Origin of the sequence: Burkholderia cenocepacia (assembly GCF_900446215.1) — a bacterium.
Classification (GTDB): Bacteria; Pseudomonadota; Gammaproteobacteria; order Burkholderiales; family Burkholderiaceae; genus Burkholderia; species Burkholderia cenocepacia.
In genome coordinates this window covers 204,216-227,944 of sequence record NZ_UAQZ01000001.1, presented here as the reverse complement: position 1 = coordinate 227,944, position 23,729 = coordinate 204,216, and the positions used below count along the sequence as shown (strand labels likewise).

The 23,729-nt window shown below is 66.7% G+C and carries 20 protein-coding genes; 18 read left to right on the top strand and 2 right to left on the bottom strand.

Annotation, left to right across the window (positions count from 1 at the left end; translation table 11 throughout):
* The first annotated feature begins 17 nt into the window (after positions 1–17).
* From hisS to DTA15_RS00940, 13 genes are all read left to right on the top strand, one after another.
* A complete protein-coding gene (gene hisS / locus DTA15_RS01005; protein WP_006483311.1) occupies positions 18–1,358 on the top strand; it encodes a histidine--tRNA ligase in 1,341 nt (446 codons plus the stop codon).
* A gap of 55 nt (positions 1,359–1,413) precedes the next feature.
* The gene (locus DTA15_RS01000) at positions 1,414–2,043 is read left to right on the top strand and encodes a tetratricopeptide repeat protein (protein WP_006478678.1); all 630 of its coding nucleotides are present in this window, start codon (positions 1,414–1,416) and stop codon (positions 2,041–2,043) included.
* A 41-nt stretch (positions 2,044–2,084) separates the two neighbouring features.
* Positions 2,085–3,230, top strand: coding sequence for an outer membrane protein assembly factor BamB (gene bamB, locus DTA15_RS00995; RefSeq protein ID WP_006483316.1), 1,146 nt, complete (start codon positions 2,085–2,087; stop codon positions 3,228–3,230).
* Between the two features lie 246 nt (positions 3,231–3,476).
* Complete coding sequence (gene der, locus DTA15_RS00990; RefSeq protein ID WP_012492655.1) at positions 3,477–4,814, top strand: ribosome biogenesis GTPase Der; 1,338 nt, start codon at positions 3,477–3,479, stop codon at positions 4,812–4,814.
* Between the two features lie 141 nt (positions 4,815–4,955).
* Positions 4,956–5,195 carry an RNA chaperone Hfq gene (hfq, locus tag DTA15_RS00985; RefSeq protein ID WP_006399927.1) on the top strand — a complete coding sequence of 80 codons (240 nt, stop codon included), beginning with the start codon at positions 4,956–4,958 and terminating at the stop codon, positions 5,193–5,195.
* A 72-nt stretch (positions 5,196–5,267) separates the two neighbouring features.
* Entirely contained in the window at positions 5,268–6,440 is a 1,173-nt protein-coding gene (gene hflX, locus DTA15_RS00980; protein ID WP_006483315.1) for a GTPase HflX, read from the top strand.
* A gap of 47 nt (positions 6,441–6,487) precedes the next feature.
* On the top strand, positions 6,488–7,834 hold the full coding sequence (gene hflK / locus DTA15_RS00975; protein ID WP_006493684.1) for an FtsH protease activity modulator HflK: 1,347 nt from the start codon (positions 6,488–6,490) through the stop codon (positions 7,832–7,834).
* A gap of 15 nt (positions 7,835–7,849) precedes the next feature.
* Positions 7,850–8,749 carry a protease modulator HflC gene (hflC, locus tag DTA15_RS00970; RefSeq protein ID WP_006485903.1) on the top strand — a complete coding sequence of 300 codons (900 nt, stop codon included), beginning with the start codon at positions 7,850–7,852 and terminating at the stop codon, positions 8,747–8,749.
* 36 nt (positions 8,750–8,785) lie between these two features.
* Positions 8,786–8,977, top strand: a complete 192-nt coding sequence (locus tag DTA15_RS00965; protein WP_006478685.1) for a DUF2065 domain-containing protein — start codon at positions 8,786–8,788, stop codon at positions 8,975–8,977.
* Positions 8,978–9,090: 113 nt separating this feature from the next.
* A complete protein-coding gene (locus DTA15_RS00960) occupies positions 9,091–10,239 on the top strand; it encodes an ATP phosphoribosyltransferase regulatory subunit (RefSeq protein ID WP_006485900.1) in 1,149 nt (382 codons plus the stop codon).
* A 113-nt stretch (positions 10,240–10,352) separates the two neighbouring features.
* A complete protein-coding gene (locus DTA15_RS00955) occupies positions 10,353–11,699 on the top strand; it encodes an adenylosuccinate synthase (RefSeq protein WP_006485901.1) in 1,347 nt (448 codons plus the stop codon).
* 7 nt (positions 11,700–11,706) lie between these two features.
* The gene (locus tag DTA15_RS00950; RefSeq protein WP_006485899.1) at positions 11,707–12,303 is read left to right on the top strand and encodes a phosphoribosyltransferase; all 597 of its coding nucleotides are present in this window, start codon (positions 11,707–11,709) and stop codon (positions 12,301–12,303) included.
* A 274-nt stretch (positions 12,304–12,577) separates the two neighbouring features.
* Entirely contained in the window at positions 12,578–14,494 is a 1,917-nt protein-coding gene (locus DTA15_RS00940) for a potassium transporter Kup (protein ID WP_006485906.1), read from the top strand.
* Between the two features lie 108 nt (positions 14,495–14,602).
* Here DTA15_RS00940 and DTA15_RS00935 read toward each other — a convergent pair whose 3' ends face one another.
* Positions 14,603–16,927: a Tex family protein gene (locus DTA15_RS00935; protein WP_006485902.1), complete on the bottom strand. Its 2,325-nt coding sequence runs from the start codon at positions 16,925–16,927 to the stop codon at positions 14,603–14,605.
* 164 nt (positions 16,928–17,091) lie between these two features.
* On the opposite strand from DTA15_RS00935, the gene DTA15_RS00930 reads away from it, so the two are divergent.
* The 3 genes from DTA15_RS00930 to yoaA all read left to right on the top strand — a co-directional run bounded on the left by DTA15_RS00930 (position 17,092) and on the right by yoaA (position 20,441).
* Entirely contained in the window at positions 17,092–17,844 is a 753-nt protein-coding gene (locus tag DTA15_RS00930) for a hypothetical protein (RefSeq protein ID WP_006485898.1), read from the top strand.
* 76 nt (positions 17,845–17,920) lie between these two features.
* Complete coding sequence (locus tag DTA15_RS00925) at positions 17,921–18,136, top strand: HP1242/YdcH family protein (protein WP_006478692.1); 216 nt, start codon at positions 17,921–17,923, stop codon at positions 18,134–18,136.
* Positions 18,137–18,191: 55 nt separating this feature from the next.
* Complete coding sequence (gene yoaA, locus DTA15_RS00920) at positions 18,192–20,441, top strand: DNA repair helicase YoaA (protein WP_006493492.1); 2,250 nt, start codon at positions 18,192–18,194, stop codon at positions 20,439–20,441.
* A 122-nt stretch (positions 20,442–20,563) separates the two neighbouring features.
* Here the strand turns inward: yoaA and DTA15_RS00915 are convergent, their stop codons facing one another.
* Complete coding sequence (locus tag DTA15_RS00915; protein ID WP_006484415.1) at positions 20,564–21,388, bottom strand: outer membrane protein assembly factor BamD; 825 nt, start codon at positions 21,386–21,388, stop codon at positions 20,564–20,566.
* Positions 21,389–21,429: 41 nt separating this feature from the next.
* Between DTA15_RS00915 and DTA15_RS00910 the strand changes: the two genes are divergently transcribed.
* Positions 21,430–22,641, top strand: coding sequence for an RluA family pseudouridine synthase (locus DTA15_RS00910; protein ID WP_034178468.1), 1,212 nt, complete (start codon positions 21,430–21,432; stop codon positions 22,639–22,641).
* Positions 22,642–22,647: 6 nt separating this feature from the next.
* A complete protein-coding gene (gene pgeF, locus DTA15_RS00905; RefSeq protein WP_012492651.1) occupies positions 22,648–23,487 on the top strand; it encodes a peptidoglycan editing factor PgeF in 840 nt (279 codons plus the stop codon).
* Positions 23,488–23,729: the final 242 nt, after the last annotated feature.

Below are 23,729 nucleotides of genomic sequence, written 5' to 3'. Positions count from 1 at the left end.
GTCCACACACACGAACGATGACTGAACAGAAACGCAAGATCGAGAAGCTCACCGGCGTCAAGGGCATGAACGACATCCTTCCGCAGGATGCCGGCCTGTGGGAATTCTTCGAAGCTACCGTGAAATCGCTGCTGCGCGCGTACGGCTACCAGAACATCCGCACGCCGATCGTCGAACATACGCAGCTCTTCACGCGCGGCATCGGCGAAGTCACCGACATCGTCGAGAAGGAGATGTACAGCTTCACCGACGCGCTGAACGGCGAGAACCTGACGATGCGCCCGGAAAACACCGCGGCCGTCGTGCGTGCGTCGATCGAGCACAACATGCTGTACGACGGCCCGAAGCGCCTGTGGTACATCGGCCCGATGTTCCGTCACGAGCGTCCGCAGCGCGGCCGCTATCGGCAGTTCCACCAGGTCGGCGTCGAGGCGCTCGGCTTCGCGGGTCCCGATGCGGATGCCGAGATCATCATGATGTGCCAGCGCCTGTGGGACGACCTCGGCCTGACCGGCATCAAGCTCGAGATCAACTCGCTCGGCCTCGCCGAAGAGCGCGCCGCGCACCGCGTCGAACTGATCAAGTACCTCGAGCAGTTCGCCGACGTGCTCGACGAGGACGCGAAGCGTCGCCTGTATACGAACCCGCTGCGCGTGCTCGACACGAAGAATCCGGCACTGCAGGACATCGCGCAGAACGCACCGAAGCTGATCGACTTCCTCGGCGACGAATCGCGCGCGCACTTCGAAGGGCTGCAGCGCCTGCTGCTCGCGAACAACATTCCGTTCAAGATCAACCCGCGTCTCGTGCGCGGGCTCGATTACTACAACCTGACCGTGTTCGAGTGGGTGACCGACAAGCTTGGCGCGCAGGGCACGGTCGCGGCCGGCGGCCGCTACGATCCGCTGATCGAGCAGCTCGGCGGCAAGCCGACCGCCGCGTGCGGCTGGGCGATGGGCATCGAGCGCATCCTCGAGCTGCTGAAGGAAGAGGATCTCGCGCCCGAGCAGGAAGGCGTCGACGTGTACGTCGTGCACCAGGGCGAAACCGCGCGCGAACAGGCGTTCATCGCGGCCGAGCGTCTGCGCGACACGGGCCTCGACGTGATCTTCCACTGCAGCGCCGACGGCGCGCCGGCGAGCTTCAAGTCGCAGATGAAGCGGGCCGACGCAAGCGGCGCCGCGTTCGCGGTGATCTTCGGCGAAGAAGAGGTCGCGAACGGCACGGTGGGCGTGAAAGCGTTGCGCGGCGCGGGTGCGGAAGGGGAAAAGAACGTTCAGCAGACCGTACCGGTCGAAAGCTTGACCGAATTCCTAATCAATGCGATGGTTGCATCCGCCGAAGACGGCGACGACTGATCGCGCTGGCATCCGCTCGACAAGAAAAGCCTGAACAGGAAGGAATCGCTCGCCGATGAGTTATCACGACGAACAAGAATCGATTGAAAGTCTGAAGGCGTGGTGGGCCCGCTGGGGCAACCTCACCACGTGGATCGTGCTCGCGGCGCTCGTCGTCGCGGCCGGTTTCAACGGCTGGAACTACTGGCAGCGCCGTCAGGCTGCCGAGGCGTCCGGGCTGTACGAGCAGGTCCAGAAGGCTGCCGCCGCGAACGACAAGGCAACGATGGCCCGCGCGGCTGCCGACATGGAAGACAAGTTCGGCAGTACGCCGTATGCGCAGATGACGGCGCTCGCGGCCGCGAAGACGCTGTATGCGGCCGGCGACGCGGCCGGCGCGAAGGCACAGCTGCAATGGGCCGTCGATCACGCCAAGGACGACGAGTACAAGCAGATCGCGAAGCTGCGTCTCGCGTCGCTGCTGCTCGACGAGAAGGCGTACGACGCGGGCCTCGCGCTGCTGTCGGGTACGCCGGTCGATGCATTCAAGGGCCTCGTGGCCGATCGGCGCGGCGATCTGCTTGCCGCGCAAGGCAAGACCGACGACGCGCGCGCCGCTTACAAGCTCGCGCTCGACGGCCTGTCGAAGGACGACCAGTCCGCGCGCCAGCTCGTGCAGTTCAAGCTGGACGCGCTCGGCGGCTGAATTCCGGTCCCCTCAACCTCTTAACTCTGCTTCGCTAACCGATGAATTTGCTGAAACGTTACGCTGTGCCCGTTGCCTGCGCGGCGGCTGTCCTCGCTTTGGCGGCTTGCTCGTCGTCGAAGGACGCGCGCCGCGTGCCGACGCCGCTCACCGAGTTCAAGCCCGTCATGGACGTGCAACAGGTCTGGAAGGCGAGCGTCGGCAAGGGCGGGCGCTACCTGTTCTCGCCGGTGGCCGTGGGCGACGCCGTCTATGCGGCGGGCGAAAACGGTTCGGTCGAGAAGATCGACGCGAAGACGGGCCAGACGCTGTGGCGCTCGAAGGTCGGTTCGGACCTGTCGGCCGGAGTCGGCAGCGACGGCAACCTGACCGCGGTCGGTGCGTTGAAGGGCGGCGTGTTCGTGCTGGGCCCGGACGGCAAGCAGCTGTGGAAGACCAGCGTGCAGGGCGAGATCTTCTCGCCGCCGCTCGTCGGCAACGGCCTCGTGGTCGTCCGCACGATCGACGGCCAGGTGATCGCGTTCAACGCGCAGACGGGCGAGCAGAAGTGGAACTACCGCAATCGTGCGGTGCCGCTGAACCTGCGCGTGTCGGCGGGCATGACGTTTGCGGGCGACGCGGCCGTGCTCGCGGGCTTCCCGGGCGGTGGTCTCGTCGCGATCAACCTGCAGACGGGCGAGCCGTTCTGGCAGACCCCGGTGTCGTTCCCGAAGGGCGTGACCGAGGTCGAGCGCATCAACGACGTCAGCGGTCCGCCGACGCTCGTGGGCGCGGAAACCTGCGCAGTGACGTTCCAGGGTCAGCTCGGTTGCTTCGATGCGAACTCGGGCCGGCCACTGTGGGAAAAGCCGTTCTCGAGCCGCAGCGGCCTCGCGCAGGACGATTCGGTGGTCGCCGGCGGCGACGACTGGTCGGTCGTCACCGCGTACGACGCGGCCACGGGCAACCAGCTCTGGCGCAACGACAAGCTGAAGAGCCGTGACGTCGGCGTGCCGTACCTGCTCGGGCACGCGGTCGTGATGGGCGATTACAAGGGCTTCGTGCACTTCCTGTCGCGCGAGGATGGCAGCTTCATCGCGCGGATGAAGACCGACGGCAGCGCGATCACGGCGGCGCCGGTCCTCGCGGGCAATACGCTCGTCGTGCAGACGAAGGACGGTGGCCTGTACGGGTTCCGTCCGCGCTGACGCGCACGAAACAGGCGTGGCCGTGGCGCGGCGGGCAGGTCCCGCGCGCCGCGGCCGCGCGACTTGAAGGCGGCCGGCGTTCCCGGCCGCTCGGTATTTGAAAGGCAGTTCGAGACGAAAGACGACGGCGCGCGCGCGCGCCGGGCGCGCGCATCCGGCGCGGCGCGAATTCGTGATATTTTCATTCAGCGCAGCCGCCCGCAGCAGCGGGCCTCCCGCTGCTGCGCTTCACCGTAGAAAACACAGATGAAACCGGTCATTGCCCTCGTTGGGCGCCCCAATGTGGGGAAATCCACGCTGTTCAACCGGCTCACGCGCTCGCGCGATGCGCTGGTCGCCGACTTGCCGGGCCTGACGCGCGATCGCCATTACGGCGAAGGGCGCGTCGGCGAACGGCCTTACCTGGTCGTCGATACGGGCGGCTTCGAACCCGTCGCGAAGGACGGCATCCTGCACGAAATGGCGCGCCAGACGCGGCAGGCCGTCGAGGAGGCCGACGTCGTCGTGTTCATCGTCGACGGCCGTAACGGACTCGCGCCGCAGGACAAGTCGATCGCCGACTACCTGCGCAAGACCGGCCGGCCGATCTTCCTGGTCGTCAACAAGGCCGAGGGGATGAAGTACACGGCGGTCGCGACCGACTTCTACGAGCTCGGGCTCGGCGATCCGCGCGCGATCTCGGCCGCGCATGGCGACGGCGTGACCGACATGATCAACGAGGCGCTCGAAGTCGCGTACGCCGGCCAGCCCGAGGAAGCGGAGGAGGATGATCCGTCGCGCGGCATCAAGATCGCGATCGTCGGCCGTCCGAACGTCGGCAAGTCGACGCTCGTCAACGCGCTGATCGGCGAAGACCGTGTGATCGCGTTCGACATGCCGGGCACGACGCGCGATTCGATCTACGTCGACTTCGAGCGTAACGGCAAGAAATACACGCTGATCGACACGGCCGGCCTGCGGCGCCGCGGCAAGGTGTTCGAGGCGATCGAGAAGTTCTCGGTCGTGAAGACGCTGCAGTCGATCTCCGACGCGAACGTCGTCATTCTTCTGCTGGATGCGCAGCAGGACATTTCCGACCAGGACGCGCACATCGCCGGCTTCGTCGTCGAGCAGGGCCGCGCGCTCGTGATCGGCGTGAACAAGTGGGACGGCTTCGACGACCACGCGCGCGACCGCGCGAAAGCGGATTTGACCCGCAAGCTGAAATTCCTCGACTTCGCGAAATCGCATTTCATTTCGGCCGCGAAGAAGACGGGCATCGGCGCGCTGATGCGCTCGGTCGACGATGCCTACGCGGCCGCGATGTCGAAGCTGCCGACGCCGAAGCTCACCCGCGCGCTGATCGAGGCGGTCGAATTCCAGCAGCCGCGCCGTCGCGGCCCGGTGCGTCCGAAACTGCGCTACGCGCACCAGGGCGGCCAGAATCCGCCGATCATCGTGATCCACGGCAACGCGCTCGACGCGGTGACGGAAACCTACAAGCGCTACCTCGAAAACCGGTTCCGCGAAACTTTCTCGCTGACCGGGACTCCATTGCGCATAGAGTTCCGTTCGTCGAACAACCCGTACGCGGACAAGGGCTGAAGCACGTCCCGCAAGGGCTAGGCCGCATGGCCTACGCCCGGGCGGGGCAGGCAAAATCAGCTATAGTGTAGCGATTGGCGCCGGATCTCTTTTTCTTCGCCGCCAATCCAGATCAACCTGCAAAAAAAGATGGAGTACGCCATGAGCAACAAAGGGCAATTGTTACAAGACCCGTTTTTGAACGCACTGCGCAAAGAGCACGTTCCCGTTTCGATTTACCTCGTCAACGGCATCAAGCTTCAAGGGAACATTGAATCGTTCGACCAGTACGTCGTGTTGCTCCGTAATACGGTGACCCAGATGGTTTACAAGCACGCCATCTCGACGGTCGTGCCGGCGCGCCCGGTGAATTTCCACCCGGACGCGGAAGCCTCGTCCTAACCTATCGCAGCGGCCGGCATCCGGTCGCCGCGAGCGACCGATGCCAGCCGCCTTATCTTGACACCCGATAATTTGATCAACGCAGCGCTCGTCGGCATCGATTTCGGCAAGACCGATTTCGAAGCCAGTCTCGAAGAACTCAGTCTTCTCGCCTCCAGTGCGGGGGCCCGTCCCGCCGTCACCCTCACGGGTCGACGCGCCAGTCCCGATGCCAAGATGTTCATCGGCAGCGGCAAAGCCGAAGAATTGCGGCTCGCCTGCGATGCGCACAACGTCGAAATCGTCATCTTCAACCACGCCTTGGCGCCCGCCCAGCAACGCAATCTGGAGCAGGCACTTAACAGGCGCGTGGTCGATCGCACGAGCCTCATCCTCGACATCTTCGCGCAGCGTGCCCGCAGCCACGAAGGCAAGCTGCAGGTCGAGCTCGCGCAGCTTCAATACCTGTCGACCCGGCTGATTCGCGCGTGGACCCACCTGGAGCGGCAAAAGGGCGGTATCGGCCTGCGCGGCCCGGGTGAAACCCAGCTCGAAACCGACCGCCGGCTGATCGGCGAACGCATCAAGATGCTGAAGTCGCGGCTCGACCGGCTGCGTCGCCAGCACAGCACGCAGCGCCGGCAGCGCGCGCGCAGCGGCACGATGTCGGTGTCGCTCGTCGGCTATACGAACGCGGGCAAGTCGACGCTGTTCAATGCGCTGACGAAAGCGCAGGCCTACGCGGCCGACCAGCTGTTCGCGACGCTCGATACGACGTCGCGGCGCGTGTACCTCGGCGACGAGGTCGGGCAGATCGTCGTGTCCGATACGGTCGGGTTCATCCGCGAGCTGCCTCACCAGCTCGTCGCGGCGTTTCGCGCGACCCTCGAGGAAACGATCCATGCGGATCTGCTGCTGCATGTGGTCGATGCGTCGAGCGCGGTCCGGCTCGAGCAGATCGAGCAGGTCAACGGCGTGCTGCACGAGATCGGCGCGGACACGATCCGGCAGGTGCTGGTCTTCAACAAGATCGACGCCGTGCCCGAGCTGGCGGCCCGCGGCGACGCGGTCGAGCGGGACGAGTATGGTAATATTTCGCGCGTCTTTTTGAGCGCGCGCACCGGTCAGGGTCTCGATACGTTGCGTGCCGCCATCGCCGAAATCGCCTCCGCGGAACACCTTTCCAGCGCGACGTTACCCGACGCGCTCGATGGCACGTCCGCTGAACCGCACGAAGACCACACGATTTCCGAACACGGGCGCTAACCGGTCCCGGCCGGTTCGCCGGCGTCTAATCTGGTGAACAAACTCTGGTGAACGAATACAACGAGCGGAGTACCTGGCGGCGGATGCGCGCCTTGCTGTCGATCAACGATCCCCGCTGGGGACGCGGCGAAGGCAATGGCAAGGACGGATCCCGCCCCCGCGCGAACGAATCGAAGCGTCCGCAAGGCGGCGACGGCGACGGTCCGCCCGATCTCGACGAGATGTGGCGCAACTTCAACCGGCGCCTGAGCGGCCTGTTCGGCGGCAAGGGCGGCAACGGCTTCCGTCCCGACAACGGCCGGGCCGCACGGGTCGGCGTCGGCATCGTGATCGGCGTGCTGGTCGCGGTGTATGCGGGCAGCGGGCTGTTCGTCGTGCAGGAAGGCCAGACGGGCGTCGTGCTGCAGCTCGGCAAGCTGTCGGGCACGGTCGGCCAGGGCGTGCACTGGCGCGCGCCGTATCCGTTCGCATCGCACGAGATCGTCGACACGTCGCAGGTCCGTTCGATCGAGATCGGCCGCAACAACGTCGTGCGTCTCGCGAACGTGAAAGAAGCCGCGATGCTGACGCGCGATGCCGACATCGTCGACGTGCGCTTCATCGTCCAGTACCGGATTCGTTCCGCCACCGATTACCTGTTCCGCAGCGTCGATCCCGAGCGCAGCGTGTCGCAGGCCGCGCAGGCCGCGGTGCGCGCGATCGTCGGCACGCGCAGCGCGGCCGACATGCTGAACCAGGACCGCGATGCGCTGCGCGAGCAGCTGTCCACCGCGATTCAGCGCGATCTCGACCGCTACCAGTCGGGGCTCGAGGTCACGGCCGTCACGATGCAGAGCGTCGCGGCGCCCGACCAGACCCAGGCCGCGTACGCCGAAGTCGCGAAGGCGCGCGACGAGCGCGAGGCCGCGAAGCGCGCCGCGCAGGCGTATGCGAGCGACCTGCTGCCGAAGGCGCAGGGCGATGCGGCGAAGCTCGTCGACGAAGCGAAGGCGTATGCCGACCGCGTGGTCACCGAAGCCGAAGGCGACGCGGACCGCTTCAAGCAGGTCTACGCGCAGTACTCGAAGGCGCCGGCGGTCATCCGCGAGCGGATGTACCTCGAGACGATGCAGGAAATCTATTCGAACGCGACGAAGGTATTCGTCGGCAACAAGGGCGGCAACAGCGTCGTGTATCTGCCGCTCGACAAGCTCGTCGAGCAGGGGCGGCAAAACGCCGCGGCGTCGACCGGCGCATCCGCCGCCGATGCGGCGTCCGCACCGGCGGCAACCGTGCCGTCGGCAGCCGCTGCCGCGCCGGCGAGCGCCGCACCGGCCGCCACCGCGTCGGGCGTCGACGTGCTGCGATCGCGCGAAGCGTTTCGCAGCCGGTCGCGTGAAGACGATACGAAGTAACGGGGAGCGCAGAACATGAACCGAATCATTGCGCTCGTCGTCGCAATCGTGATCGTCGCCTTCGCGGCATCGTCGACGGTCCTCACCGTCGATCCGCGCCATGCGGCCGTGTTGTCGGGCCGCGACGGCACGCAGCCCGAGCTCGCGGGCCCCGGCGTCCACTTCAAGCTGCCGCCGCCGCTGCAGACGGCCACGCTGATCGACACGCGCCTGCAGTCGCTCGAGTCGTCCGATCCGCTGCAACTGGCAACCGAAGACAAGCACGACCTGCTCGTCGCGTATGCGGTGAAGTACCGGATCAGCGATCCGATGAAATATTTCACGGCGACGGGCGGCGACCCGGCGGCGGCGGCCGAACGGCTGTCCGGCGCGCTGAAGAGCGCGCTCGGCGACGCATTCGGCAAGCGGGCGCTCGACGATGCCCTCGGCGGTCAACGTGCGATCGCCGATGCGGCGCGCGATGCGACGAAGGCGAATGCGACCGGTTTCGGCGTCGACGTGGTCGACGTCCAGCTGACGCGCGTCGACCTGCCGGCCGCGCAGACGGATGCCGTCTATCAACGGATGATCGGTGCGTTGCGCGATCAGGCGGCGCAAGTGCGCGCGCAAGGCGCGGCCGACGTCGAGCAGATCAAGGCCGACGCCGAACGCGAGCAGCAGGCCGTGCTCGCGAACGCGTACAAGTCCGCGCAGACGATCAAGGGCGAGGGCGATGCGAAGGCCGCGACGATCGCCGCAGACGCGTTCGGCCGCGATCCGCAGTTCTATCAGTTCTACGCGAGCCTGCAGGCCTACCGGAATACGTTCAAGCGCAACGACATCATCGTCGTCGATCCCGACAGCGAGTTCTTCCGCTTCATGCGCAGCCCGACGGGCGGCGCCGCACCGGCGGCGCCTGCTCCCCGCAAACATTGACCTTGGGGCGCCGCGTCGAGCGGCGCCGTCGCTCGCATGGACCTGGCTGGCTCGTTGTTGCTCGCAGTAGCGCTGATGCTGATCATCGAGGGGGCGTTCCCCTTCGTGTTTCCCGTCGCCTGGCGCGACACGTTTCGTAGAATAGCCGAGCGGCCGCCGCATCATATCCGGATCGGCGGGCTGATCGTGATGGTGCTCGGGCTCGTGCTGCTGCTGCTCGCGACCTGACCGGAGCCCCGATCCGGACGGCGCATCCGCCGTTCGTTCCGCCCGATTTCGAAGTTCCGATTCAACTCGCGGCGCGCGTGTCGCGCGCCGTTTCCCGTCGTAGGACCGTACCGATGTCGACCTGGTTACTTCCCGAGAATATCGCCGACGTGCTGCCGTCGGAAGCGCGCAAGATCGAGGAGCTGCGCCGCAGGCTGCTCGACCGCTTCCGTTCGTACGGCTACGAAATGGTGATGCCGCCGCTGCTCGAGTATCTCGAGTCGCTGCTGACGAGCGGGGGCGCCGATCTGCGCCTGCGCACCTTCAAGCTGGTCGACCAGTTGTCGGGCCGGACGCTCGGCCTGCGCGCGGACATCACGCCGCAGGTCGCGCGGATCGACGCGCACCTGTTGAACCGTCAGGGCGTGACGCGCCTCTGCTATGCGGGCCACGTGATGCATACGCGTCCGCGCGGGCTGCACGCGACGCGCGAACAGATCCAGATCGGCGCGGAAATCTACGGCCACGCCGGGCTGGAAGCCGATCTCGAGATCCAGCAGCTGATGCTCGACGCGCTGCATCTCGCGGGCCTGTCGCGGATCCGCCTCGACCTCGGTCACGCGGGCGTGCTCGCGGCGCTGCTGGCGCGCGACGCGCAGGCCGCGGAGCGCGGCGAGTCGCTGTACGACGCGCTGTCGGGCAAGGACGTGCCGCTGCTGAACGAGCTGACCGACGATCTCGGCGCCGATACGCGCGCCGCGCTGCGTGCGCTGCCGAACCTTTACGGCGACGCGAGCGTGCTCGCCGAGGCGCGCACGCGCCTGCCGGTGCTGCCCGAAATCACGCGGGCGCTCGACGATCTCGCGCAGCTTGCGTCGCAGCCGAAGGGCGTCGAAGTCGCGATCGATCTCGCCGATTTGCGCGGTTACGCGTATCACAGCGGCGCGATGTTCAGCGCCTACATCGACGGCGTGCCGAACGCGATCGCGCGCGGCGGTCGTTACGACCACGTGGGGCAGGCCTATGGCCGGGCCCGCCCGGCAACCGGCTTTTCGCTCGACCTGCGCGAACTCGCGCGGATTTCGCCGGTCGAGGCGCGCGGCACCGCGATTCTCGCGCCGTGGGCGCAGGACGACGCGCTCGGCGCGGCGGTCGCGGCGCTGCGCGATGCGGGCGAGGTCGTGATCCAGGCGCTGCCGGGCCACGACCACGTGCTCGACGAATTCGCCTGCGATCGTTCGCTCGTCGAGCGCAACGGCGCATGGGTGGTCGAACCCCGATAAACAGGCGTTCGCGGGCTGCGCTTCGGCGTGCATATCGTTGAAGCGAAACGGAAAAATTCGGAATCGCCCGCGAACATAGGTAGAATACGTTTTTAACCAGCTAACGAATCAACATGTCTGCCAGCGCAGTGAACGTGACTCCCGGGCGCAATGTCGTCGTCGTGGGAACGCAATGGGGTGATGAAGGCAAGGGCAAGATCGTCGACTGGCTGACGGACCACGCTCAAGGCGTCGTGCGTTTCCAGGGCGGTCACAACGCCGGCCACACCCTCATCATCGGCGGCAAGAAAACGATCTTGCGCCTCATTCCGTCGGGCATCATGCGTGAAGGCGTCGCCTGCTACATCGGCAACGGCGTCGTTCTGTCCCCCGAAGCACTGTTCAAGGAAATCGGCGAGCTCGAAGAGGCCGGCGTGAACGTACGCGACCGTCTGTTCATCTCCGAAGCCACGACGCTGATCCTGCCGTACCACATCGCGATCGACCAGGCGCGCGAAGCGCGCAAGGGCGTGGGCAAGATCGGCACGACGGGCCGCGGCATCGGCCCCGCGTACGAAGACAAGGTCGGCCGCCGCGCGCTGCGCGTGCAGGACCTGTTCGACGCGAAGACCTTCGCCGATCGCCTGCGCGAAAATCTCGATTACCACAACTTCGTGCTGACCCAGTATCTGGGCGGTGCGGCCGTCGACTTCCAGGCCACGCTCGACACGATGCTCGGCTATGCCGACCGCCTGAAGCCGATGGTGGCCGACGTGTCGCGCCGCCTGTACGACGCGAACAACGCGGGCCAGAACCTGCTGTTCGAAGGCGCGCAAGGCACGCTGCTCGACATCGACCACGGCACCTATCCGTTCGTCACGTCGAGCAACTGCGTCGCGGGTGCGGCGTCGGCAGGCGCGGGCGTCGGTCCGCAGAAGCTCAACTACATCCTCGGCATCACGAAGGCGTATTGCACACGCGTCGGCTCGGGCCCGTTCCCGAGCGAGCTGTACGATGCGGACAACCCGCAGCGCCAGGACCAGGTCGGCGTCACGCTCGCGAACGTCGGCAAGGAATTCGGTTCGGTCACGGGCCGTCCGCGCCGCACCGGCTGGCTCGACGCGGCTGCGCTGCGCCGTTCGATCCAGATCAACGGCGTGTCGGGCCTGTGCATGACGAAGCTCGACGTGCTCGACGGCCTCGACGAAGTCAAGCTGTGCGTCGGCTACAAGGTCGACGGCAAGGACGTGGACATCCTGCCGCGTGGCGCGGTCGACGTCGCGCGTTGCGAGCCCGTGTACGAAACGTTCTCCGGCTGGAAGGAAAGCACGGTCGGCATCAAGACGTGGGACGCGCTGCCGGTGAATGCACAGGCATACCTGTCCCGTGTCCAGGAAGTGGCTGGCGTGCCGGTCGACATGGTGTCGACGGGCCCGGACCGCGACGAAACGATCCTGCTCCGCCATCCGTTCAAGGTGTAATTCCCAGATGACGCAGCAAATCACGATGACGGCGGCAGACTTGATGACCGATCCGCGCAACGACGACAAGAACCTGTGGGTAGGCTGGGACGAGTATCACCGGCTGATCGAGCTGCTCGCGCTCCAGGTGCACGCCTCGGGCTGGAAGTTCGACCAGATCCTGTGCCTCGCGCGCGGCGGCCTGCGCGTCGGCGACCAGCTGTCGCGCATCTACGACGTGCCGCTCGCGATCCTCGCGACGAGCTCGTACCGGGAAGCAGCCGGCACCGAGCAGGGCGAGCTCGACATCGCGCAGTACATCACGATGACGCGCGGCAACCTGGCGGGCAACGTCCTGCTGGTCGACGATCTCGTCGATTCCGGCGTCACGCTCGCACGCGTGCAGGAGCACCTGAAGGAACGCTATCCGTCCGTGACGGCCGTGCGTTCGGCCGTGCTCTGGTACAAGGGGTGCTCGAAGGTCAAGCCCGACTATCACACGCAGTTCCTGCCGACGAATCCGTGGATTCATCAGCCGTTCGAGGAGTGGGACACGGTTCGTCCGCACAACCTCGAGGCGTGGATCAAGCGCGGTCGCGCACAGCGCGACGGTTCGGGCGCGTAAGCGTCCGGCCGATCGAAGGAAAGCCTTGTACGGCGCCGCTTGCGGCGCCGTTTTTCATTGGCGCGCGGGTGGCGCCGGGCGGCGTGTGCGGCGGACCCGATAGGCAGGCGGCGCGGCCCCGGCTATGATGGCAGCCCTGCCACAGGTCGCGCCGGATTGCATGCGCGGCGTGGATCACGTGGTTCCACGGCAACACGGCAGGACGGCGTTTCACGGGGGCGCGAGTAGAATAGCGCTCGTTTTGTCCGACCCGGACCCGATTATTACGCTTCATATGAACGACACGACTCACGCGACCGACGCCGCACACGCGCCGCATTCGACGCAACAACACTCGATGCGGGCGCTAGCGATAGCAGCCATCGGCGTCGTGTTCGGCGACATCGGCACCAGCCCGCTGTATTCGCTCAAGGAGGCGTTCAGCCCCGCGCACGGCATTCCGCTGACCGAAGGCTCGATTCTCGGCGTGATCTCGCTGCTGTTCTGGGCGATCATCCTGGTGGTCGGCGTCAAGTACCTGCTGTTCGTGATGCGGGCGGACAACAACGGCGAGGGCGGCGTGCTCGCGCTGATGGCGCTGTCGCTGCGCCCGCTCGACTCCAAGACCCGGGTCGCGGGCGCGCTGATGGCGCTCGGGATATTCGGCGCCTGCATGTTCTACGGGGACGCGGTGATCACGCCGGCGATTTCCGTGATGTCGGCCGTCGAAGGTCTCGAGATCGCGACGCCGCACCTGTCCCATCTCGTGTTGCCGATCACGATCGTGATCCTGATCGCGCTGTTCTGGATCCAGCGGCACGGTACCGCGCTGGTCGGCAAGCTGTTCGGCCCGATCATGGTGCTGTGGTTCGTCGTGATCGCGGCGCTCGGCGTGTACCACATCGTTCGCGTGCCGGGCATCATCGCGGCAATCAATCCGTATTACGCGGCATCGTTCATGGCCGACCACCTGCTGCAGGCCTACGTCGTGCTCGGCTCGGTCGTGCTGGTGCTGACCGGCGCGGAAGCGCTCTACGCGGACATGGGCCACTTCGGTGCCAAGCCGATCCGGTACGCCGCGTACGGGCTCGTGATGCCGTCGCTCGTGCTGAACTACTTCGGGCAGGGCGCGCTGCTGATCCAGAACCCGAAAGCGATCGAAAACCCGTTCTTCCTGCTGGCGCCCGAATGGGGGCTGCTGCCGCTCGTCGTGCTGTCGACGGTCGCGACCGTGATCGCGTCCCAGGCCGTGATCTCGGGCGCGTATTCGCTGACGTCGCAGGCGATCCAGCTCGGCTACGTGCCGCGCATGAAGGTGCTGCATACGTCCGAGCTCGCGATCGGCCAGATCTACGTGCCGGTCGTGAACTGGCTGCTGCTGGCCGTGATCCTCTGTATCGTCGTCGGCTTCAAGAGCTCGGACAATCTCGCGGCCGCGTACGGCATCGCGGTGACGGCGACGATGGTGATCACGACCGTGCTCGCGTGCGTCGTGATGGTGAAGGTGTGGAACTGGAACCGGCTGCTGGTCGGCGCGATCATCGCGGTGTTCCTCGCGATCGACCTCGGCTTTTTCGGCGCGAACCTGCTGAAGGTCGCGCAGGGCGGCTGGCTGCCGCTCGGTATCGGCGCGTTGCTGTTCTTCCTGCTGATGACCTGGTACAAGGGGCGTCACATCGTCAAGGAGCGCACGGCGGCCGACGGTATTCCGCTGGAGCCGTTCCTGCAGGGCCTGCTCGCCCATCCGCCGCATCGCGTGTCGGGCACCGCGATCTACCTGACCGGCAACGACAAGCTCGTGCCCGTCAGCCTGCTGCACAACCTGAAGCACAACAAGGTGCTGCACGAACGGACCATTTTCCTGACGTTCGTCACGCGCGACATTCCGTACGTGCGCGACGACAAGCGCCAGAGCGCGCGCGATGCGGGCGGCGGGCTGTACATCGTCAAGGCCGAGTACGGCTTCAACGAGACGCCGGACGTGAAGGCCGTGCTCGAGGAATTCGGCCGCACGCACGACATGACGTTCGAGCTGATGGACACGTCGTTCTTCCTCGCGCGCGAAACGGTCGTGCCGACGCATCTGCCAGGGATGTCGATCTGGCGCGAGCGGGTGTTCGCATGGATGCACCAGAACGCCGCGAAGCCGACCGATTTCTTCGCGATTCCGGCGAACCGCGTCGTCGAGCTCGGGACGAAGATCGAGATCTGACGGGCCCGGCGCGCGGGCCGTCCGGCCGCGTCATAGGTACCCGGATAATGAAAAAGCCCGCCTTTCGGCGGGCTTTTTCGTACGGCGACGGCGGGTCTATTCGCTTGTTCAGCGCTTGAGCTTCGCGAACGCCGCGGCCATCGCGCCGGCCGGCTCCGGCTCGCGCGAACGCTGCGGGCGGGCGGCGCCGCGCCCTGCGTTGCCGCGATCCTGGCCGCCGCGCGACGACATGCCGGGCGCTGCCGCGTCGTCGTCGAGGCGCATCGTCAGCGCAATGCGCTGGCGCTTCACGTCGACGTCGAGCACCTTCACCTTGACGACCTGGCCGGCCTTCACGACCTCGTGCGGGTCCTTGATGAATTTCGTCGACATCGCGGACACGTGGACGAGGCCGTCCTGGTGCACGCCGATATCCACGAACGCGCCGAACGCGGCGACGTTCGTCACGACGCCTTCCAGCGTCATGCCCGGTACGAGATCCGAGACCTTCTCGACGCCTTCGCGGAACGTGGCCGTCTTGAATTCCGGACGCGGATCGCGACCCGGCTTTTCCAGTTCGGCCAGGATGTCGCGTACGGTCGGCAGGCCGAAACGTTCGTCAACAAATTCCATCGGCGACAGGCCGGACAGCGCTTCGCGGTTTCCGAGCACGTCGTCGATGCGCTTGTTGATCTTCGCGAGTATCCGTTCGACGACCGGATACGCTTCCGGGTGCACCGACGAGCGGTCGAGCGGGTTCTCGCCGCCGTTGATGCGCAGGAAGCCGGCGGCCTGCTCGAAGGTCTTGTCGCCGAGGCGCGGCACCTTGCGCAGGTGCTCGCGCGACGGGAACGGGCCGTTCGCATCGCGATAGTCGACGATGTTGCGCGCGAGCGTCGCGTTCAGGCCCGACACACGGGCGAGCAGCGGGGCCGACGCGGTGTTCGCGTCGACGCCGACCGCGTTCACGCAATCCTCGACGACCGCGTCGAGCGAGCGGGCGAGTTCGCGCTGGTTCACGTCGTGCTGGTACTGACCGACGCCGATCGCCTTCGGCTCGATCTTCACGAGTTCGGCAAGCGGGTCCTGCAGGCGGCGGGCGATCGACACGGCGCCGCGCAGCGATACGTCGAGTTCCGGGAATTCCTTCGCGGCGAGCTCGGACGCCGAGTAGACCGACGCGCCGGCTTCCGACACGACGATCTTCTGCAGGCGCAGCTCCGGATGTTTCGCGATCAGTTCGCTCGCGAGCTTGTCGGTTTCACGCGACGCGGTGCCGTTGCCGATGCTGATCAGTTCGGCCTGCGTCTGCGCGGCGATGCGCGCGAGTTTCGCGATCGAACCGTCCCAGTCGCGGCGCGGCTCGTGCGGGTAGATCGTGTCGGTCGCGAGCACCTTGCCGGTGCGGTCGACGACCGCGACCTTCACGCCGGTGCGCAGGCCGGGGTCGAGGCCGATCACGGCCTTCGGGCCGGCCGGCGCGGCCAGCAGCAGGTCGTTCAGGTTGCGCGCGAACACGCGGATCGCTTCGGTTTCGGCCGTTTCGCGCAACTGCGTGAGCAGTTCGTTTTCGATATGCGGCTGCACCTTCACGCGCCAGCACCAGCGGCAGACGTCGGACAGCCATTTGTCGGCCGGGCGATTCTGGTTCGCGATGCCGAAATGGCGCGCGATCATCGCCTCGCCGGGATGCGGCACTTGCGCGTCGAGCTCTTCGCCCAGACCGAGCTTGATCGTCAGCACGCCGGCGTTGCGGCCGCGGAACAGCGCGAGCGCGCGGTGCGACGGCACGGTCTTGATGGTTTCCGCGTAGTCGTAATAGTCGCGGAATTTCTCGCCTTCCTCGTTTTCCTTGCCCTCGACGACGGCCGACGACACGACGCCCTGGTTGTGCAGGTAGTCGCGCAGCTTGCCGAGCAGCTCCGCCGTCTCGCCGAACTGTTCGGACAGAATGTCGCGCGCGCCGTCGAGCGCGGCCTTCACGTCGGCGACGCCCTTGTCGGCGTCGACGTACGCGGCCGCCTCGGCCTGCGGGTCGAGCAGCGGGTTCGCGAGCAGCGCCTGCGCGAGCGGTTCGAGGCCGGCTTCGCGGGCGATCTGCGCACGCGTGCGGCGCTTCGGCTTGTACGGCAGATAAAGGTCTTCGAGCACCTGCTTGCTGTCGGCCGCGTCGATCGCGGCACGCAGCTCGTCGGTCAGCTTGCCTTGTTCGTCGATGCTCGACAGGATCGTGGCGCGGCGATCCTCGAGCTCGCGCAGGTACAGGAGGCGTTCCTCGAGCTGGCGCAGCTGCGTGTCGTCCAGGTTGCCGGTCACTTCCTTGCGGTACCGGGCAATGAACGGAACGGTCGAGCCTTCGTCGAGGAGTTGCACGGCCGCCGCGACCTGGCGCGGCTGGACGGACAGTTCGGTGGCGATGCGCTGTACGATCTTGAGTGCTACGGTTTCCGTCATGTCGTGGATGGTCTGTCTGCCTGCTGAAATCGCGGCGCGGGCCGGCAGGCCCGGAGCGGCGGGCTGCCCGGCGGGCCCGACGGGCCAGAGGCCGCGGATGAATGAAGCGGGGCATTTTGCCATAAATGGCGGAGCGTCCAGCCGGGGGTGATAGAATTTGACACATGTCCCGCAGCTTTCCTACGACGTTGCCAACTTCCCGCATTTCTCTCGTCGCGCTCGGCGCAGCGCTCGCCGCGGCTTTGTCTGCCGGGCCTTCCGGCGCATTCGCGCAGGCCGCTGACGCCAGCGCGCCGGACGCCGTCGCGTCCGCGCCCGTTGCCGCCTCCGCCGTCCCGGATTTCGACGCCCGTCAAAAAGTGCTCAATCAACGCTCCGCGGAAAACGATTATCGTTATGCGGTGGCGGAGCACGATTGTTACAGCAAGTTCTTCGTCAATCACTGTCTCGGCAAGGCGCGCGACCAGATGCGCGAGGAACGGGCGAGCATTCGCCAGGAGCAGCTCGCGCTCAACGACGAGCAGCGTGCGGTGCGCGCGCAGCAGCGCGACCAGCAGCAGGCGCTGAAGCAGGCCCGGAACGCGGCGGAAGCGCCGCAGCGGGCGGCGAACGAAGCGGCGAACGCGGCTGCATTCCGCGACAAGCAGGAGCAGAATGCACTGAAACAGGCGCAGCGCGGCGCGGAAGGACCGCAACGCGCGGCGAGCAAGCAGGCATACGACCAGAAGCAGGCGGATTTCCAGCGCAAGCTCGACCAGGCGCACCAGCAGGCGGCGCAGAAGGCGCAGGAACGGGCGGACAACGCCACGCGCTACGAGCAGAAGCAGAAGGAAGCCGCGCAGCACAAGGCCGATGTCGAGCGGCGTCAGCAGGAAGCGGCCGAGAAGGCCAAGCAGCAACAGCAGCAGGGGCAGTAACGTGTTGAATTGATCGGGATCAGTCTCGGGCGCGTCGGCACGCCGGCCGTCGCGCTGCTTCGATGAGGAGGCAACTATGCAAAACCGTCACACGGAACAGCAGCAGGAATTGCACAACCGTTTGGCTGCATTGCAGGAGCAGCACCAGCAGCTCGCTCGGGAGATCGAGCTGAAGGAAGGACACTCCGACATCGACGACATCACGCTGCACCGGCTGAAGAAGGAAAAGCTGGCGGCCAAGGACAAAATCATTTTGCTGCAATCGCAGCTCGAACCGGATAAGCGCGCCTGAGCGCGGCCTGGCAAGCGCCGGCGCCGCCCGGGCGCTGGACACAGGAACGCTTGCCTTGAATTCACCGCTTGAAGCCACCCCCGATGCCCGGCGTGACACGACGTCCGCCGGGCGCGTTCGTGCGCCCGAAGGCACTTTCGAGCTGAGCCGCAAGCGTGTCGACGAGCTCGACACGATCTTCGGCGAAGGCGGGTTGCTGGCGCGCGCGCTCGACGGTTATCGGCCGCGTACGTCGCAGATCGAGATGGCGCGCGCGGTCGCGTCCGCGATGGAAGCGTCCGCGCGCCGGATGCCCGAACCCGAGATCTTCGAAACCCGCAAGCGGCCGGCACGCCGTCTCGGCGACGGCGACAAGACGGCCGGGCCGGCTGCGGACGATGCCGCGGCAGCCGAATCGGACAACGACGCGGGCGACAACACGCTGATCGTCGAAGCCGGCACGGGTACCGGCAAGACCTACGCGTATCTGGTGCCCGCGATGCTGTGGGGCGGCAAGGTGATCGTGTCGACCGGCACGAAGCACCTGCAGGACCAGCTGTTCCAGCGTGACATCCCGACCGTGCGCAACGCGCTCGCGGTGCCGGTGTCGGTCGCGATGCTCAAGGGCCGCGCCAACTATCTGTGCCACTACTACCTGCAACGCACGGCCGACAACGGCCGGCTGCCGTCGCGGCAGGACACGGCCTATCTGCAGGAAATCGTCCGCTTCGCGAAGATCACGAAGAGCGGCGACAAGGCCGAACTCGCAAGCGTGCCGGAAAACGCGCCCGTGTGGTCGATGGTCACGTCGACGCGCGACAACTGCCTCGGCCAGGAATGCCCGCACTACAAGGAATGCTTCGTGATGCAGGCGCGGCGCGAGGCCCAGCAGGCTGACATCGTCGTCGTCAACCATCACCTGTTCTTCGCGGACATCATGCTGCGCGACACGGGGATGGCCGAGTTGCTGCCGAACGCGAACACGATCATCTTCGACGAAGCGCATCAGCTGCCGGAGACGGCGACGCTGTTCTTCGGCGAGACGCTGTCGACGACGCAGATCCTCGAGCTCGCGCGCGACACGGTGGCCGAAGGCCTGAGCCATGCACGCGACGCGGTCGAGTGGGTGAAGCTCGGCGGCGATCTCGAGCGCGCGGCGCGCGACTTGCGTCTCGCGTTCGCGAACGACCAGATCGTGCGCATGTCGCTCGCGCAGCTCGGCGACGATCACCCGATGTTCGGTGCGCTCGATGCGCTCGACGCTGCGCTCGATGCGCTCGCGTCGGCACTCGCGAGCCAGGCCGAGCGTGCGGAATCGCTCGGCGCGTGTCTGCGGCGCGCCCGCGAGCTGCAGGACCTGCTGGCCGGCTGGGTCGCGCCCGGCGCGGCGGAAGCGGCCGCGCGGGCCGATGCGGCCGTGGCGGGCGACAACGCGGCCACTGACGGCGATCCGAACGAGAAGGTGCGCTGGGTCGAGGTGTTCGCGCATACCGTGCAACTGCACGAAACGCCGCTGTCGGTCGCGCCGATTTTCGCGAAGCAGCGTGCGGGTGTGCCGCGTGCGTGGGTGTTCACGTCGGCCACGTTGTCGGTGCGCGGCGATTTCACGCACTACGCGGCGCAGATGGGCCTCAGCTCGCGTCGTTCGATGACGCTCGCCAGCCCGTTCGATTACCAGTCGCAGGGGTTGCTGTACGTGCCGCGCAACCTGCCGCAACCGTCTTCGCCGGCGTTTACCGATGCCGTCTTCGATGCCGCGTTGCCGGCGATCGAGGCGTCCGGCGGTGGCGTGTTCATGCTGTGCACGACGCTGCGCGCGGTCGACCGGATCGCCTCGAAGCTGCGCGACGTGATCGAGGCGCGCGGCTGGAACACGCCGCTGCTCGTGCAGGGCGACGCAAGCCGTACCGAGCTGCTCGACCGCTTCCGCGCGTACGGCAATGCGATCCTGGTCGGTAGCCAGAGTTTCTGGGAGGGCGTCGACGTGCGCGGCGATGCGTTGTCGCTGGTCGTGATCGACAAGCTGCCGTTCGCGCCGCCGGACGATCCGGTGCTGGCCGCGCGGCTCGATGCGTTGACGAAGAAGGGGCTGAGCCCGTTCGCGGTGCATCAGCTGCCGCAGGCCGTGATCACGCTGAAGCAGGGCGCGGGCCGGCTGATTCGTGCGGAGACGGATCGCGGCGTGCTGATGATCTGCGACACGCGACTCGTCGACAAGCCGTACGGGCGCCGGATCTGGCAAAGCCTGCCGCCGTTCAAGCGCACGCGCGAGATCGCGGTCGTGCAGGATTTCTTCGACGAGCACCGCTCGGACAAGCGCGCTTGATCGCGCGCGCGGCACTTGTCGCTTGATTGTCCCGGTGCCGCTTGCATGCGGCGCCAATAAAAAAACCCGGCTCGATGGCCGGGTTTTTTGTGTGCACAACGGATGTTACATCGCGCCGTGCTTCAGAACTGCCACCACGACTTCTTCGCACCGGGGCGCGAATGGCCCGTCACATACGGGCTGTCGGGGAACGTGCCCGCGAGCACGCGCTTGGTGTCCTCGGCGAGTTCCGGCTGGTTCAGCTTGCCGTACGACAGGATCATGATGTGCAGCGCATCCTCGATCGCCGGCGCGCCCTTGTAGTCCTTGATCGCGAGCTGGGCGCGGTTGATGGCCGCGACATACGCGCCACGACGGTAGTAGTAGTCGGCCGCGTGCACTTCGTGCGACGCGAGCGCGTTGACGATGTAGCGCATCCGTGCGGCCGCGTCGGGCGCGTACTTGCTCTTCGGGAAGCGATCGACGACGACCTTGAACGCATCGTACGATTCGCGCAGCGCCTGCGGATCGCGTTCGCTCATGTCCTGGCCGGAGAAGCGCCCGAACAGGCCGAGATCGTCGTTGAAGTGGATCATCCCCTTCAGGTAGTACGCGTACGGGATATCCGGATGATCCGGGTGGAGCTGGATGAAGCGGTCGACGGCCTGGTCGGCGGCTGCCGGTTCGTTGTCCTTCCAGTTGCAGTACGCGACGTTGATCTGCGCCTGCTGTGCGAAATGGCCGAACGGATCGCGGCCTTGCAGCGATTCGAAATATTTCGCGCACTTGCCCCAGTCGCCGCCGGACAGTGCGTCCTGGGCCTCTGAGTATAATTTGTTGTTCGACCAGGTAGCCGTCTCGTCCTGCTTCTGCGGCAAGCCGTGGCAGCCGGCGATGAGGGCCGCGGCCGCTACCGCCGCAGCCCGGGCGGCGACGGTTCTGGCCGTGCGTTTGGTCGAATTCATCATGCTCGCATGTCCTAGCTTCAAGTCTCGGTGACCCAGTCTAAATGACCCGTTCAAGTTCGCAGAATGCCCAGCCGGGCACACCAAATCGCGAAGATTATAGCCCAAGCGATCGGCCCGCCGACGCTGCCTCGGGGGATTCCCTCGATGACGATCTGGCCGGCGACGCGATGCAGCCGCCCGTCGTGCCGTCCGTGGCGGGCGATGACGCGCCGCGTATCGTCGAAGTGCCGCTGTCGCTCGCCGGCGAACGGCTCGACAAGGCGCTTGCCCAACTGTTCCCCGAATTCTCGCGCAGCCGCCTGCAGAGCTGGATCGAGGCGCAGCGCGTGCTCGTCGACGGCGCGCCGGCGAAGATCCGCCAGCCGGTGCCGCTCGGCGCGAAGATCGCGCTCGTGCCCGATCTGCTGCCCGAGCAACTCGCGTTCACGCCGGAGCCCGTGCCGCTCGACGTGATTTACGAGGACGACGCGCTCGTCGTCATCAACAAGCCGGCCGGCCTCGTCGTGCATCCGGCCGCCGGCAACTGGAGCGGCACGATCCTCAACGGCCTCCTGCATCGCTACGGCGACGCGGCGGCCGGCCTGCCGCGCGCGGGGATCGTCCACCGGCTCGACAAGGAAACCTCCGGCCTGATGGTGGTCGCCCGCACGCTGGCCGCGCAGACGGACCTCGTGCGCCAGCTGCAGGCCCGCACGGTGAAGCGCCGCTATTTCGCGCTGGTGTGGGGCACGATGCCCGAGGCGGGCACGATCGACGCGCCGATCGGCCGCGATCCGCGCGAGCGCACGCGCATGGCCGTCGTCACCGGCGCGTCGGGCAAGCCCGCGCGCACGCATTTCCGCACGGTTGACACATGCCTGTGGCAACGTCAGCCGGTTTCGGCGATTCAGTGCGATCTCGAAACCGGCCGTACGCACCAGATCCGTGTGCATTGCGCGCATGCCGGACATCCGCTGCTCGGCGATCCGGTCTACGGGCGCGCGCGCGGCAAGCGCTCGGTCACGCCGCTGCCGGACGGGTTCGCGCGACAGGCGCTGCATGCGTGGCGGCTCGGCCTCGTGCATCCGGTCACGGGCAAGGCGATGCAGTGGCGCTGCCCGCTGCCGGACGACATGAACGCACTGGTCGCCGCGCTCGGCTTCGGGCAGGGCGACGAGGAATTCGACGACGACGACGGTGTCTACGACGATGACGATTTCGGCGGCGAGTATCACGACGACGAGCCGTATCTGGACGACGATGAGGAGGAGTGAGTGCCGATGACGAACCTGGCGCCGTTGACGTGGCAGGACTGCGTGCGGCCCGACTGGCAGGTGTCGCCGCGCGTGCGCGCGCTGATCACGACCCGCGACGGCGGTGTGAGCGAAGGCCCGTACGGGCGCTGGCAGGACGGCGCCGCGCTGCCGGGCGGGATGAATCTCGGCCTGCATACCGGTGACGATCCCGGCCATGTCGCCGCCAACCGCGCGCGCGTGCTGGCCCTCGCTGGCCAGTCGGGCGCCGCATGGCTCGAGCAGGTTCACGGCGCGCAGATCGTGCAGGCGGACGCGGTGATCGCCGCCGCGCCTGGTGCCACGGCGCCGGTGCAAGCCGACGCGAGCGTGACCGATCAGGCAGGCGCCGTCTGCGTGGTGATGGTGGCCGATTGCCTGCCCGTGCTGCTGTGCGACGCGCAGGGCCGCGCGGTCGGCGCCGCGCATGCGGGCTGGCGCGGGCTCGCGGCCGGCATCGTCGAGCAGACGGCGGCGCGCGTCGCGGCGCTTGCGGGCGGCGCGACGGACGCGCTGCATGCGTATCTCGGTCCGGCGATCGGCCCGCAGGCGTTCGAGGTCGGCGCCGATGTGCGCGATGCGTTTCTCGACACGGCTCCGCAGTCGGAGCATGATGAAACCCGTCATGCGTTCGTCGCGATCGACGGCGCGCCCGGCAAGTTCCTGGCCGACCTCTACGCGCTCGCGCGCCTGCGACTCGCGCGTGCGGGTGTGGCGCACGTGAGCGGCGGGACGGCGTGCACGGTCGCCGAGCGTGCGCGCTTCTATTCGTACCGGCGCGACCGCGTGACGGGGCGCATGGCCGCGGCAATCTGGCTGGCCGATTGATTGCATGCGCATGCGCGCCGGCTTTGTTGCGCCGCGAAATCGAGTTATCTCGATATTGAGGCGGCAATACGGCGTTGCATGCGCGACTGAATGAAAAATCCCGACGTCAAGCTAAACAAAATGTTTTATGTTTCGCCGGAACCCTTGTCCCGTCTGTTGTGCGCGGATTATCTCCGTGCCGAAATGTTCAGTGGTTTGACGGGGCGCTTCACATGGGGAAAACGATAATGATAAAAATACCG

Excerpts from the sequence above, each read along its gene's own strand:
- hisS (WP_006483311.1), top strand. The coding sequence starts at position 18 with ATGACTGAACAGAAACGCAAGATCGAGAAGCTCACCGGCGTCAAGGGC.
- DTA15_RS01000 (WP_006478678.1), top strand. The coding sequence starts at position 1,414 with ATGAGTTATCACGACGAACAAGAATCGATTGAAAGTCTGAAGGCGTGG.
- bamB (WP_006483316.1), top strand. The coding sequence starts at position 2,085 with ATGAATTTGCTGAAACGTTACGCTGTGCCCGTTGCCTGCGCGGCGGCT.
- der (WP_012492655.1), top strand. The coding sequence starts at position 3,477 with ATGAAACCGGTCATTGCCCTCGTTGGGCGCCCCAATGTGGGGAAATCC.
- hfq (WP_006399927.1), top strand. The coding sequence starts at position 4,956 with ATGAGCAACAAAGGGCAATTGTTACAAGACCCGTTTTTGAACGCACTG.
- hflC (WP_006485903.1), top strand. The coding sequence starts at position 7,850 with ATGAACCGAATCATTGCGCTCGTCGTCGCAATCGTGATCGTCGCCTTC.
- DTA15_RS00965 (WP_006478685.1), top strand. The coding sequence starts at position 8,786 with ATGGACCTGGCTGGCTCGTTGTTGCTCGCAGTAGCGCTGATGCTGATC.
- DTA15_RS00960 (WP_006485900.1), top strand. The coding sequence starts at position 9,091 with ATGTCGACCTGGTTACTTCCCGAGAATATCGCCGACGTGCTGCCGTCG.
- DTA15_RS00955 (WP_006485901.1), top strand. The coding sequence starts at position 10,353 with ATGTCTGCCAGCGCAGTGAACGTGACTCCCGGGCGCAATGTCGTCGTC.
- DTA15_RS00950 (WP_006485899.1), top strand. The coding sequence starts at position 11,707 with ATGACGCAGCAAATCACGATGACGGCGGCAGACTTGATGACCGATCCG.
- DTA15_RS00940 (WP_006485906.1), top strand. The coding sequence starts at position 12,578 with ATGAACGACACGACTCACGCGACCGACGCCGCACACGCGCCGCATTCG.
- DTA15_RS00935 (WP_006485902.1), bottom strand. The coding sequence starts at position 16,927 with ATGACGGAAACCGTAGCACTCAAGATCGTACAGCGCATCGCCACCGAA.
- DTA15_RS00930 (WP_006485898.1), top strand. The coding sequence starts at position 17,092 with ATGTCCCGCAGCTTTCCTACGACGTTGCCAACTTCCCGCATTTCTCTC.
- DTA15_RS00925 (WP_006478692.1), top strand. The coding sequence starts at position 17,921 with ATGCAAAACCGTCACACGGAACAGCAGCAGGAATTGCACAACCGTTTG.
- DTA15_RS00915 (WP_006484415.1), bottom strand. The coding sequence starts at position 21,388 with ATGATGAATTCGACCAAACGCACGGCCAGAACCGTCGCCGCCCGGGCT.
- DTA15_RS00910 (WP_034178468.1), top strand. The coding sequence starts at position 21,430 with ATGACCCGTTCAAGTTCGCAGAATGCCCAGCCGGGCACACCAAATCGC.
- pgeF (WP_012492651.1), top strand. The coding sequence starts at position 22,648 with ATGACGAACCTGGCGCCGTTGACGTGGCAGGACTGCGTGCGGCCCGAC.